The sequence below is a fragment of the uncultured Ruminobacter sp. genome (assembly GCA_902764345.1).
In the GTDB taxonomy this organism is placed as follows: domain Bacteria; phylum Pseudomonadota; class Gammaproteobacteria; order Enterobacterales; family Succinivibrionaceae; genus Ruminobacter.
Genome location: CACWVT010000003.1, coordinates 74,175 through 87,077, shown reverse-complemented (window position 1 = coordinate 87,077; position 12,903 = coordinate 74,175). Strand labels below are relative to the sequence as shown.

Annotated in this window: 13 protein-coding genes and 1 pseudogene; 12 read left to right on the top strand and 2 right to left on the bottom strand. The window is 44.0% G+C overall.

Going from position 1 to position 12,903, the window contains the following annotated elements; genetic code table 11:
- Nucleotides 1-25: 25 nt before the first annotated feature.
- Together QZU58_RS01155 and hslR are read right to left on the bottom strand one after the other, a co-directional pair.
- A complete protein-coding gene (locus QZU58_RS01155) occupies nucleotides 26-982 on the bottom strand; it encodes an Hsp33 family molecular chaperone HslO (protein WP_294461683.1) in 957 nt (318 codons plus the stop codon).
- A 34-nt stretch (nucleotides 983-1,016) separates the two neighbouring features.
- Nucleotides 1,017-1,418: a ribosome-associated heat shock protein Hsp15 gene (gene hslR, locus QZU58_RS01150; protein WP_294494033.1), complete on the bottom strand. Its 402-nt coding sequence runs from the start codon at nucleotides 1,416-1,418 to the stop codon at nucleotides 1,017-1,019.
- Between the two features lie 119 nt (nucleotides 1,419-1,537).
- On the opposite strand from hslR, the gene gspC reads away from it, so the two are divergent.
- The 12 genes and pseudogenes from gspC (at nucleotide 1,538) to gspN (ending at nucleotide 12,902) form a co-directional block, all read left to right on the top strand.
- Nucleotides 1,538-2,485, top strand: coding sequence for a type II secretion system protein GspC (gene gspC / locus QZU58_RS01145; RefSeq protein ID WP_294494030.1), 948 nt, complete (start codon nucleotides 1,538-1,540; stop codon nucleotides 2,483-2,485).
- A gap of 7 nt (nucleotides 2,486-2,492) precedes the next feature.
- Nucleotides 2,493-4,436, top strand: coding sequence for a type II secretion system secretin GspD (gene gspD / locus QZU58_RS01140; RefSeq protein ID WP_294494094.1), 1,944 nt, complete (start codon nucleotides 2,493-2,495; stop codon nucleotides 4,434-4,436).
- Between the two features lie 20 nt (nucleotides 4,437-4,456).
- Complete coding sequence (gspE, locus tag QZU58_RS01135; protein WP_294494026.1) at nucleotides 4,457-6,046, top strand: type II secretion system ATPase GspE; 1,590 nt, start codon at nucleotides 4,457-4,459, stop codon at nucleotides 6,044-6,046.
- A 4-nt stretch (nucleotides 6,047-6,050) separates the two neighbouring features.
- Nucleotides 6,051-7,244 (top strand): annotated as a pseudogene (gene gspF, locus QZU58_RS01130) (type II secretion system inner membrane protein GspF); the annotation flags it as partial.
- The gene (gene gspG / locus QZU58_RS01125) at nucleotides 7,239-7,694 is read left to right on the top strand and encodes a type II secretion system major pseudopilin GspG (RefSeq protein WP_294461696.1); all 456 of its coding nucleotides are present in this window, start codon (nucleotides 7,239-7,241) and stop codon (nucleotides 7,692-7,694) included. The pseudogene gspF and the gene gspG, both read left to right, overlap by 6 nt.
- Nucleotides 7,695-7,746: 52 nt before the next feature.
- The gene (gene gspH / locus QZU58_RS01120) at nucleotides 7,747-8,370 is read left to right on the top strand and encodes a type II secretion system minor pseudopilin GspH (RefSeq protein ID WP_294494023.1); all 624 of its coding nucleotides are present in this window, start codon (nucleotides 7,747-7,749) and stop codon (nucleotides 8,368-8,370) included.
- A gap of 1 nt (nucleotide 8,371) precedes the next feature.
- Complete coding sequence (gene gspI, locus QZU58_RS01115; RefSeq protein WP_294461700.1) at nucleotides 8,372-8,740, top strand: type II secretion system minor pseudopilin GspI; 369 nt, start codon at nucleotides 8,372-8,374, stop codon at nucleotides 8,738-8,740.
- A 1-nt stretch (nucleotide 8,741) separates the two neighbouring features.
- Nucleotides 8,742-9,344, top strand: a complete 603-nt coding sequence (gene gspJ / locus QZU58_RS01110) for a type II secretion system minor pseudopilin GspJ (protein WP_294494020.1) — start codon at nucleotides 8,742-8,744, stop codon at nucleotides 9,342-9,344.
- An 11-nt stretch (nucleotides 9,345-9,355) separates the two neighbouring features.
- Nucleotides 9,356-10,390, top strand: coding sequence for a type II secretion system minor pseudopilin GspK (gene gspK / locus QZU58_RS01105; protein ID WP_294494017.1), 1,035 nt, complete (start codon nucleotides 9,356-9,358; stop codon nucleotides 10,388-10,390).
- Nucleotides 10,383-11,579, top strand: coding sequence for a type II secretion system protein GspL (gene gspL / locus QZU58_RS01100; RefSeq protein ID WP_294461705.1), 1,197 nt, complete (start codon nucleotides 10,383-10,385; stop codon nucleotides 11,577-11,579). The genes gspK and gspL overlap by 8 nt, the downstream gene beginning before the upstream one ends.
- Nucleotides 11,579-12,139: a type II secretion system protein GspM gene (gene gspM / locus QZU58_RS01095; protein WP_294461708.1), complete on the top strand. Its 561-nt coding sequence runs from the start codon at nucleotides 11,579-11,581 to the stop codon at nucleotides 12,137-12,139. The genes gspL and gspM overlap by 1 nt, the downstream gene beginning before the upstream one ends.
- Nucleotides 12,132-12,902: a type II secretion system protein N gene (gene gspN / locus QZU58_RS01090; RefSeq protein WP_294494014.1), complete on the top strand. Its 771-nt coding sequence runs from the start codon at nucleotides 12,132-12,134 to the stop codon at nucleotides 12,900-12,902. The genes gspM and gspN overlap by 8 nt, the downstream gene beginning before the upstream one ends.
- Nucleotide 12,903 lies beyond the last annotated feature (1 nt).

Here is a 12,903-nt window from a genome sequence, read left to right as displayed (position 1 = left end):
GCATGTAATTTCTGCTCTTTAAGTATTAGCCGTTCTGATGCTTTTTAGCGTCCTTTATTATTTCTATTACGTCATCATGCTCGAATCTGTATGTCTTTCGGCAGTAGTGACATTCGGTAGTGATGTGACCGTCCTGCTGGAGAATGGACGCAAGTTCATCAGGATTGAGATGCGTCAGCATTTCCCTGTAGTGCTCTCTGGAGCAGTTACACTTGAATTTAACATCGGCCTCTTTATCCGGATACAGGGTTACCGATTCCTGATTATACAGTCTGTAAAGAATGTCCTTGTTCGGCAGTGAGAGAATTTCAGCCATGGTTGTCGTATCCGTCAGTACTGATACATGTTCAAAATCCTCTTTCTGTTTTTCAGGATTCTTGGTTGGTAAAGCCTGAATTAGAATTCCGGCAGCTTTCTGTGAATTTGGTGCGTCACTGTAGATCCAGATTTTGGTAGGAACCTGAACTGACTGAGTGAAGTATGTCTCCAGACATTCTGACAGCGTACTGCCGCTGAGGTCTATGATTCCCTTGTACGGATTTCCTTCCTTTGGCATGATGTCGATGGTCATGATTGAGTCCTTTGTCAGTAATTCATTGAAAGAACTGTTCGGATCAATCTTGCTGTCGTAGGCTGCCAGTCCGCGGGTTTCGTTCTTTTCATTGCTGTTAAGAACTGCGTATTTGAAATGACTGCTCCCACCGCGTACCTGCAGCATTATTTCACCTTCAAATTTTAACTTTGAGGTCATAAGGCATACGGCTATCTGCATTTCTGCCAGCAGGTTTTGAATGCATTTAGGATAAGAATGTCCCTCCAGAAGTCCCTTAACGGATTCGTGGGTCTGAACAATGTCCCCGTGCAGGTCATAGTCATTAAATTCAAAAGACAGAATTTTATCAAAGCTTTCAGGTTTATTATTTTGACTGACTTCCATTATAGATCTGCTGTATTCGTCGATTTTATCCTGAGATGTAGTCATGCTCGGCTCCTATATGACACAGGGTCATGTGTTTTTATAAATCTGAATTGTGTTTCAAGCTTAACAGTTCCCTTCGCTGCTTCTTGTCAGGTTTATTATCTGGATGAGGAGCGAAAAGAACCTGCATGCGGTGCTCTTCTGCCTGTTTTTCCCTTCTGACAATGCTTTCCGGCGTTTCTTCATAAAGTGTTCTGGCAATGGTGGCGCTCTGTCTCTGTTCCGAGATTCCGGTAACAACAACTTCAATTTTGTTGAATCCCTGCCAAAGCTCTATGTGGGCTCCTATTTCTACTATTCGCCCTGGTTTGGTGCGGTAATTGTTGTAGTGAACTTTCCCGCCTTCAATCATGTCTTTTGCAAGTGATCTGGTTTTGTAAAAACGGGCTGCCCAAAGCCACTTGTCCAGCCTGACATTAGGGTTTGCAGTGCTTGTCATAATTCTCTTATTTAGTGACTTATATACAAAAATATTAAAAAAAATTGTGAAACATTTTACAAATTTAAATCTATTTCGTACGATTATAAGTTGTAGGTTTAATTAGGGGTGGAGTTGTCATGATTTCTTTAGAAGCGCTAAAAAAACGTTTTCTGGAAAGAAGACAGAATAAAAAAACATCTGCTGAAACTGTTACATCACCGGGAATTTTATCTACTTCGCACCCTGTAAAACATGACAGATATTATACTAAAATTTCTGCTTATTTGTTTTATCTTTTGAGTTTCGTCGTGTGCTATGAAGCAGCTGTTCTGTTCTGGCACAAAATGCCCTACAAAAACCAGGTTCTTGCAGGTCTTACGGCTCAGGAACTGAAGCAGATTCAGAATCCCGGAAATACAGTCAGATTAAGCAATTACAATCTTTTCGGAGTTGAAGCGAAAAATCAGCCGGAACAGAAGAGTTCCGGAGCGGTTGTCCGTTCCAGACTGGATGTCAAAATTACCGGTATATCATACAGTTCGGATCCGTCTCGCGGCGCCGTCGTTTTCCTAATGAAGGGGAGTGAGGACGTTTATTCCGTAGGAGATAAGATAAACGGTACAAACGCCGTAATATCTCAGATTAAACCGACGGAAATAGTTATAAACAATGCCGGCGTGGAGGAAGTAATAAAGCTTCCTGAAGATGTTTTTGTTTCCGGTGTCGCAGATCGTAAAACTGAGAAAAATGAAAAAACCGAATCTGCAACGGTCAAGGAAGATTTAAAGACTGTCCGTACAGAACTTCTCAGTAATCCCAGCAATCTATTTAACTATATCAACATAGCTCCCGCACAGGAAGACGGAAAAATCATAGGATATGAGCTTAATCCGGGAGCAGAAAGCAAGCTGTTCATTGACGCCGGTCTGAAAGCCGGCGACATAGCCGTTGAAATTAACGGCAAAGATCTTACGGACAGTCAGCAGGCTATGGCGGTCATGGGCGAATTACAGAATATGACTCAGATTAACATTGTGGTTAATCGCAACGGCTCCAGAGAAACAATCGTTTTAGACATTCAGTAAACGGTAAATAATAATGAAAATTAACGCTTTCAAAAAATCTTGTTGCGCTGCGGCTCTTTCACTGGCTTTACTAGGCTGGGGAACAATGGCCGACGCTGCCGAATTCTCTGCAAGTTTTAAAGGTACTGACATTAACGAATTCATCAGTACGGTCGGAAAAAATCTTAACAAGAATTTTATTGTTGATCCTGCCGTCCGCGGCAAAATAAATGTCCGCAGTTATGACCTGCTTAATGAAGAGGAATACTATCAGTTCTTTTTAAGCGTACTGGAAGTTTATGGTTATGCCGTTGTGGAAACGGATCACAATGTATATAAGGTTGTCCGTTCCGCTGTCGCAAAAACAGCAGGTGTTCCCGTACTTGAAAACGGCGGGATAGGTGATGAGATGATTACCCGCGTCGTTCCCGTAAAAAACGTGAGTGTACGTGAGCTGGCCCCGTTGCTCAGAGGTCTTATTGATAATCAGGGCGCCGGTAATGTGGTTCATTATGAACCGTCAAACGTGCTGCTGATAACCGGCAGGGCTCAGGTTGTCAACAGACTGGCCGATATTGTCAGCAGGGTTGATAAGGCAGGTAATCAGGAAGTTGAAATCGTTAAGCTTGAACATGCTTCTGCTACTGAAGTGGTTCGTGTGGTGAATTCAATTATCAAGGAGGATTCATCAAAGTCTGCAACATCAGCTCTTCTGACTCCGAAAATGGTCGCTGATGAACGAACAAATTCCGTTGTTGTTTCGGGTGAGCCGCGTGCGCGTGAAAGAGTAATTAAGATTATTAACAAGCTCGATATGGATCAGGCCGCATCAGGAAATACCAAGGTGTTCTATTTAAGATATGCCAAGGCGGCCGATGTCATTGAAACGCTTAACGGAGTCAGTAAGTCCATTACCGGTGCTGACGGTGCATCCAACGGTGCTTCAGCCTCTTCCAAAATTAACATCTACAGCAATGAGGCGACCAATTCAATTATTGTTAATGCCGAACCGAATTATATCAAGGAAGTTGAGAACATCATAAGAAAGCTTGATATAAAGAGGGCTCAGGTGCTGGTTGAAGCAATCATTGTTGAAGTCAGCGACAGTACCAGTGCGTCTCTCGGCATTCAGTGGGGTAACACCTCCGGTGGTATTGTTCAGTTCACGGGAAGTCAGGTTCCGGTTTCCAGTCTTGTTACGACTTCCGGAATTTCTTCTTTGGCAAATCTTAATGGCGGCGGTATCGGTTTTTATAACGGAAACTGGTTTGGCCTGCTGTCCATGGTACAGGCAGATTCTCGTAATGATGTTCTGTCCACACCTAGCATCATAACCATGGATAATGAAGAAGCTGAATTTAACGTCGGTCAGGAAGTTCCTGTTAAGACCGGTACACAGACAAGTACGTCTGAAGCATCGGTCAGATACGATACCATTGAACGTAAGACAGTTGGTACCAAGCTGAAGTTTGTACCTCAGATCAACGAAGGAGACAGCGTAATGCTGACTCTGGAACAGGAAGTTTCAAGTGTTAACAGCAACAGTGCCAACGATGAAAACGGGGCTACATTTGATGTTAGAACCATTAAGAATTCAGTACTTGTAAAGAGCGGTGATACTGTTGTTCTTGGCGGATTGATGAATAATCAGACTGTTGAGAGTGTAACAAAGGTTCCGTTTTTAGGAGATATCCCTCTTCTGGGGGAACTGTTTAAGTATACCTCCAGCTCGTATGAAAAAAGAAATCTGATGGTATTTCTGCGTCCTATCATTTTACGTGAAGACGGTGATTATGCCGAACTCTCAGCGGCAAAGTACTCCATGTTCAGAAACGAACAGCTGCAGCGTAATAAACGGGGTCTGAGACTTCTGCCTATAACTTTATCAACACCTGTCATGCCTGAGCTGGATTCAACAATAGTTATAGCTCCTGACGTAATTCAGGTGGTTAACAGCAAAGAGCAGAACTGATTCGGGGCGGAGCAATAGTAATGTCAGATCTTAATGATATTGATACAGCGGAAATTGAAAATGCCGTTTCCGCACTGCCACAGACAGAGGTTCAGGAAGAGGATCCTTTAAAAGCAGTTATTTCGGAAATTGAACCTGAAGACGTGACAGAGGATAAAATTAAATTGCCTTTCCTTTTTGCAAGGGATAAGGGGGTTATCCTGTCTTCATCCGATGAAGGACTGAAGCTCTGTTATAAGGATCAGCCGTCCATTGACGTGATACTGGAAGCAAGACGATTTTCCGGCAGAAATTTCGATCTTCTTGAACTGTCAGCCGAGGATTATGACAATCTGCTCACGGATATGTATCAGAACGATGATTCCGAGGCTCAGAGAATAGCAAGCAACATGGGAGACGACGTTGAAGATTTGAGTCTTTCAGATGATCTCAACAAGGCTGACCTTCTGGATAACAGCGAAAACTCCCCAATGGTGCGATTCATCAATGCGATGCTTGCTCAGGCCGTAAAGGAAGAGGCTTCGGACATTCACATTGAGCCGTATGAAAATAAGCTGGTGATAAGATTTCGCGTGGACGGCGTGCTTCATGAGAACATAACTCTGGAAAGAAAGTTTACTCCGTATCTTATTTCCCGTATCAAGGTTATGGCGAAGCTTGATATTTCTGAAAAAAGAATTCCGCAGGACGGCCGTATTTCATTGGTGGTCGGCGGTAAAACCGTTGACGTGCGCGTGTCAACAATTCCTACCAGCTACAGTGAACGTATTGTAATGCGACTGCTGGACAAAAACAGTGTGCGTCTTGAGCTTAGTCAGCTTGGAATGACTCCGGCCATTGCGGAAAAGTTCAGTAAGCTTATAAGAATGCCGCACGGTATCATTCTGGTTACCGGACCTACCGGTTCCGGTAAGAGTACTACTCTCTATGCAGGTATCTCTGAGATTAATACCAAAGACAGAAACATTCTTACCGTTGAGGATCCTGTGGAATATGATCTGGAGGGGATTGGTCAGACTCCGGTTAATCCTAAAGTGGATATGACCTTCGCCCGTGCACTGAGGGCAATTCTGCGTCAGGACCCGGATGTTGTGATGATCGGGGAAATCCGAGACCATGAAACTGCGGAAATTGCGGTACAGGCATCTCTTACCGGCCATCTGGTGTTATCAACCCTTCATACAAATACCGCTGTCGGTGCCATCACCCGTCTTAAGGACATGGGGATAGAACCATTCCTTCTGTCTACCTCTCTGCTGGCCGTTCTGGCACAACGTCTTGTAAGAACCCTGTGCCCACACTGTAAGCAGGCCGTACTGACTTCTGAAAATGATATGCGAATTCTTGGAATTGACAAACCTGTAACCATATACAAGCCGGTGGGATGCAGCGAGTGTAATAATACCGGGTATAAGGGGCGTTGCGGAATCCATGAGCTGGTTGAAGTCAACGACGAGGTTCAGGTAGCAATTCACAGCCCTGACGGTGAAGTTGCCATTGAGAAGGTTGTAAGACCATATACTCCTACCATAAGGGATGACGGTTTTTCCAAAGTTCTTGAAGGAAAAACATCTCTGGAAGAAGTTATGCGCGTAACGAGCGGAGAATAAGATAATGGCAACCTATCAGTATACGGCTGTAGACAGATCCGGTAAGTCCAAAAAGGGAACGGTTGAGGCTGATTCCCCTAAGGGGGCTCGCGCTAAGATTAAGGAACTCGGGCTCATACCGTCAGAAATACGAGAAGGAGTTCTGAAGAATACTGCCGGAACGTCCGGGAGTGCATCCTTTTCTTTATCATCTCTGTTTGAGCCGAGGATGTCAAATGCCAATCTCTGTCTTATTACCAGACAGATTGCCACGCTGGTATCGGCATCAATGCCTCTTGAAGAAACCCTTAGGGCGGTTGCTCAACAGAATGAGAATCCAAAGCATGCCGCCATTATCAATTCCGTGCGTGAAAAGGTCTGTGAAGGTCTGACTCTGGCTGATTCCATGCGTAAATTTCCCAAGGTTTTTGATGATCTTTATGTATCAATGGTTGCTGCCGGAGAAAAGTCTGGGCATCTTGATGACGTGCTGGAACGTCTTGCAGACTACACTGAAAATAAGCAGGAACTGAAGGCAAAAGTCACGCAGGCACTCATATATCCGATTGTTCTGACAATAGTGGCGGTTTCCGTCATTGGCATCCTGCTTTCAACCGTTGTACCAAAAGTTGTGGAGCAGTTCATGAACATGAAGGCTTCACTGCCGAGATCCACCGTCATAATGATAGCTATTTCCGATTTTGTAAGAAATTACGGTATTCTGCTGCTTTTGATTCTTGGGGTTGGATTCTGTCTGTTTGTGACTGCCATGAGAAATCCTGACTTTAAAAAGAAGGTTCATGGGGTGATTCTAAAACTTCCGGTAATCGGTAAGGTAAGCCGGTCACTAAATACGGCAAGATATGCACAGACCCTGTGCATACTGCACTCGAGTGCGGTACCGCTGATCGAGGGAATGAGAGTTGCAAGTGACACTCTTACAAACCTCGTGGCTAAGGACAGACTCGCGGAAGCATCGGAAAAGGTTAGGGAAGGTAAGGGGCTCAGCCGTTCACTCAGTGAAACAAAGCTGTTTACCCCCATGATGCTTCATATGATTGCATCAGGTGAAAAAAGCGGTGAGCTTGATAATATGCTCGGAAGGGCTGCAACCAATCAGAGTAACGAATTCAAGCGTAATGTGGCTATGGCACTGGCCGTGTTTGAGCCGTTGCTCATAGTCGGCATGGCTGTTGTTGTTCTTGGAGTAAAAATGTCTAGAAATAAAGGTTTTACGCTTTTGGAAATAATGGTGGTAATTGTAATTCTCGGACTTCTGGCAGCCATGGTTGCCCCAAACGTAATGGGAAGTCTTGATGAAGCAAATATCAGCAAGGTGAAGACGGATATTCAGGGTCTGGAAACTGCGTTAAAAATGTATAACATGGACGTGAAGAGATACCCTACAACAGATCAGGGGCTTGACGCTCTTGTTAATAAGCCGACTTCAGCACCGATTCCTAAAAAGTATCGCAGCGGCGGTTATGTTGAAAAGCTGACCAATGATCCATGGGACAGTCCTTATTACTACAAGATGCCAGGCGATCATGGTAAATATGACGTGTTCAGTGCCGGTCCTGATGGTGAAGCCGGTACTTGTGATGATATCGGTAACTGGAATGTCGACACCGTGACCACCGAATCTCTTGATAACTGTTCTGCGGGTTAATTGCTGCAGGGCCGGTTATGGTTGGCCTGTCACGTATGATGCGGGAGTTTTCATGAAGAAGGGTTTTACTTTAATTGAAATCTTAATGGTAATTCTTATTATGGGAATTTCCGCATCCGTCATATCCATGACACTTCCGTCAGACGGAAGTCTGGCAGGTACCGCATCTGAGCAGGCCGACAGGCTGATTCTGATTATGGAGGAAATCTCTGACAGGGCCTCAATGGAGGGGCGAATCATAGGACTCCATGTTGAAGCCGGAGGATACAGGTTCCTTTATCAGACTCCTAATCCCCAGAAGAAGTTCGACGGCATGTCAGTTGAACAGCTGATGTTTCTGACCCGTTGGGAACAGCTCGGATGGACTCCGTATCAGGTAGACGGCGTTGCTACGGAGATGACCTTCGACGAAGGGATAAAGGCTGAACTCAGGGTTGGAGGCATGAAGGTTGAGACCAAGGATGAGACTCTTGACATAGTGGATTTTGACAAACAGGCAAGAGATGCGGAAAGAAAAGACTGGCCGCAGGTTCTGTTTTATCCTACAGGGGAAGTGACTCCGTTCAGACTCAGACTTATTCCCGAAGAGGGAGATGACAAAAACAATCCCATAATGATTATTGCTACCGAAACAGGCAGGTTCCGTCTGTTTGATCCGGAAAAGGACAGGCTCTGATATGAAAAAGTCCGTAGGTATGACATTACTCGAAGTGATGATAGCTCTGGTTATATTTGCCCTTACGTCAACGGCCGTAATGAACGTTATATATAATACCATGCATGGTCTTTCAGGTATGGAAGAGTCTTACTTTGGACAGATGGTGGCTGACAATGTACTGAGTCAGCTGAAGCTGGCCAAAATATGGCCCAGCAACAGTTGGGTGACTGATAAACAGGAACTAGCCGGAAAAACATGGTATTACAGGTACAGGGGACAGAATACACAGGATGCAAATTTCAGATCTCTGGAGGTCGAGGTCTTCATTACCTCCAAAGTTAATACGGATACTCCCGTGGCATATCTGAGAACTTATGTGAGTAGGTAGCATGCGTTTTTCCAAGGCTTTTACCCTGATTGAGGTTCTGTTGTCCATCGTCATAATGGCGATATTGGCACAGGCTACCTATCAGATTATTTCGGGTGTTATAACGGCAGACAGTGCCATTGAGGAGAACTCTTCCAGATTTGTGGAAATGCAGAAGGCTTTTTCCGTAATGGACAGGGACTTCAGTCAGGCCGTTCCGCGCCAGTTCCGCTATTCAGGTACTTCGGCTAAGGCTGTTATTGAGTATGGGGAAAACAAGTACCAGTCCGAGGGAGCCGGTATCTCCTTTGTTGCCGGAGGAAGTCTTAATCCCGGGGCTCTTCTTCCAAGAGGCGAGACTGTGAGGATTTGGTACAGACTTAAAGACAAAGAGTTGCAGAGAGCAACGTATCCCTTCCCGGATACTGTGGTCGGTTACGAGCCGGAATTTGAAAGTATTTTTAATGATGTTACATCATTTAGGATAAGCTTTTATAAATCAGGCGGCTGGGTACGTGACTGGCAGAATAAACAGATACTTCCCGGAGGGATTAAAATCGAGATTGAAACTGAAGACTACGGGAAAATTGAAAAGACAATCTATGTGATTGCCGGTGAGCACTGATGAGAATACCGATGAAAAAGAACAAGGGGACTGCACTGATAATGGTTTTACTGGCCATTGCAGTAATGATTATCGCCGCAAGCACCATAGCGGTGAGGTTTAATCGTGTCTTTTTCATAACAAACAATGCCGATCAGGTACAGATTTCACGATGGTATGTTGACGGTATTGAGGGAATTATCAAGAAGTACATGATTGATGATTTTAAGAAGACCAAATCAAAAGTCTATCTCGGAATGAATTGGGCTCAGCCGAATCAGGTTATTCCTCTCGACGATTCCGTCATCAGCGGTACCGTCCATGATGAAATGGCATGTTTTAACATAAATTCATTGGCCAATAACCTGTCATTTGACATCAGCAGCACTGACGCAATGCAGAATACTGATTACAGACTTCTTGACAGGCCTTATCCGGCATTGGTTTTCAAACACCTGATCATACTGACCGGAGCTGATGAAAACACTGCTGACACAATAGTTGATTCATCCATCGATTGGATTGATAACGATTCTGACATGAAATCATCAGTCGGGGCCGAGGATCAGTATTATTCTTCCATTCCAAGTCCTCATCTGACAGCTCAGGGGTATTTCTATGATAAAAGTGAAATAAGAGCCGTCAGAGGGATGACTGCTGAGATATACAGACGTCTGGAACCTCTGATCTGTGCTTTGCCGACCTCGGATCTGAATATCAGCGTGAACATGCTGACTTTTAAAAAAGCCCCGTTGCTGTCAGCTGTCTTTCTTGAGACAATGGACCTGAATACTGCCCTGAACGTGATAAACAAGGAACGTCCTGAATACGGCTGGGATACGGTTGACGGTTTTATGAATAATTCAGTTATCAGTAAATATTCGGAATCCGTGCAGGGCCTGGATAAGAGACTTCAGAAGGTCATAGTTACCAATTCAAATTATTTTGTGGCAAACATTAAGGTTTCATTCGGAGAGCATGAATTTGCATTCCGAAGCAGATTTTTCAGAGATGCTGATACCAGTCTGGTTGTATATCAGCGGCTAAGGGGGGAACTCAATGAGTGAGTATCTTTTTATTCGTCCTAATTTATCTATGCCGAGAGACTACTGCTGGTTTGCTTATGATGATGTTTCAAAGAACATCATATCAAGCGGTCACAGTGATACTGTCGAGGGCTTGGCGCAGACAAAAACGGGGGCTCCCGAACGTTCCGTGGTGCTTCTCTATCCAGCATCAGCATGTATTTACAGAAATATATCCTTTCCCGGTAAGCTTAAAAAGAGTGCATACAATTCGCTGCTTTACGTAATTGAAGATGATCTGGCCGAAGATGTTGAAAGTTTTTCCGTAAGAGTTTTGGAAAAACAGGGTAATGACTACAGCGTTCTGATATACAGACACAGTCAGCTGAGGAATCTGGAAAAGGCACTGGAGCTTCTTGGATTAAGTGTGGACATCATCGTTCCTGATGTCCTGACCATGCCTCTTCCTGATAAGAATCAGACGGAATATACCGGATATGTCATGAAATTTAATGACGTATGGCTTGTCAGAAACGGTAAAAATGCTGGAATGGAGGTTCAGGAGGAATGGTTGCCGTTCCTTGCCGGTAGCGGCGATTCTGAAAAGAAGTATATTTCGCTGAGTGAACTTCCTGCAGACATGAAGGATAAGTGGCAGGAATCGCTGGCTGAATCTGTTGAGACGGTAATTGCCGAAGGGGCAATTAAGAACAGGCTGAATCTGTCGTCCAAACAGAGAAAAAAGAATTATCAGATTAAATTCGTCAGATCATGGGCCAAGGTTGCAGTGCTGGTTATATTGATGTTTGCCCTGTGGTTCGTGAATATGTCATACAGAACCAAATCAATAATGCAGGAGACCATGGACTATCGTAACCAGCAGCGAAATCTTTTCAAGCAGATAAGTAACAGCAGCGGAAACGTTAACGATCCTGTGGGCGAGATGAGGAAGCTTATTGAGAATTCTTCTCCAATAGGTACGGATGAAGGTTTTGTGGACTTGTCCAAGATTCTGGTTCCATATGTGTCATCAAAGAGAAATATCGAAATGGTAAGCCTCAAATTTGACAGATCTAGAAAGACATTTACTCTGCAGTTCCTTGCGGACGGCAGCTTTGACAAGGATGCCTTTCTCAATGACTTAAATCCTGATTTTTCCGGGAATTTTACCGATTCGAAACCGAGTCGGGACAGGATGCTTAATACTGTTCAGCTGAGGAGATTAAAGTAATGAAAGAAAAGATTAAGTCTTTGATGCGGGAACTGAGCGGCAGACTGTTAGGCGGCTTCCGGGGTTCAGGAAAAAAATTCAGCAGTAAAAGTTCGAGAGAGAAGGTTGTCTTTGCCGTAGGTGTTTTTCTTGCACTGATAATGCTGGTGTTTGTTGTAGGAATCAGACCTAATCTTAACAGAATGAAAAATGCTCAGATGAGTCTCGAAAGAGCTAAGAGCGGGTACAACTATATTCTGCAGAATGCTTCGAAAGTAACGCCTCAGAACAGGGTTCAGCCTGATCTCGGCCGCAGAATAGAGGAATGCGTCATTATTTCTGCAAGAAACAATAAACTGGAGGGACTCAATGTTACTCCGGTAGCAAAGGAAAAAAACAGGGTTAAGGTTCAGTCGGACAATGCGGTAAGCTATGTTTCCGTAATCAATTTCATAACTGAACTGGAAAACAGATTCGGTGTTACGGTTGATCAGATAACTTTGGATAAGCAGGGTGACGGTATCGTATATATTTCCAACATGATTCTCATCAGACTGGAAAAGGGGGAAAACGATGGTTAAGAAATTAGTTGTCAGATCGCTGTTTATAATATGCGTTTTTGTTTTTTTCGTTCTTTATCTGGCCCCGGCAAATAAACTCGTATCCATGGTTGATCTCCCTAAGAATGTCAAACTGTATGATGTGAAAGGGGACCTGTGGAACGGGCATGTGGAAACAGTAGATATTGATAACGTACGGTTAAGCAAGGTTGATTGGAAACTCAATCTGTTTACACTGCTTTTTTCAAAAGGGATGACGGTTACTATTTCTGATCCTGAAATGTTAATGGGGTCATTTGAAGTTAACGTGATGAACCTTAACAAGGAAGTCAGAGTTAAAAACGTTAAATTTACCAGTTATCTGGAAAAGGTAACTCCGCTTCTGAAATTTCCGATGATGCTGAAAACGGAAGGTGGTATCAGCGGAAGTTTTGACACTGTAATTTTGGATGGAAGGGGAAATTTCAGCAGCGCCGACGGTACAATTAATTTTGAGGATGTACTGGTACAGCATCCGTTTGATTCAGAGCTGTTTATTGATGTCGGCAGAATAACAGTAAGCGTTAAAGGTGACAGTCGCAGTCTGAAATTCCATATTGACCAGAATTCAGATGTTTTTTCCTTTAACGGTGACGTAACCGTTAACAATCTGTCAGAATATGTACTGTCAGGAGGAATCAGACCTAAAGGGTCAATGCCTGATAAGGTTGCATCACTGATATCCATGCTGGGCAAACCTGGATCTGACGGTCAGATTAGAATTAAGTATAAAGGTCGCATTTAGA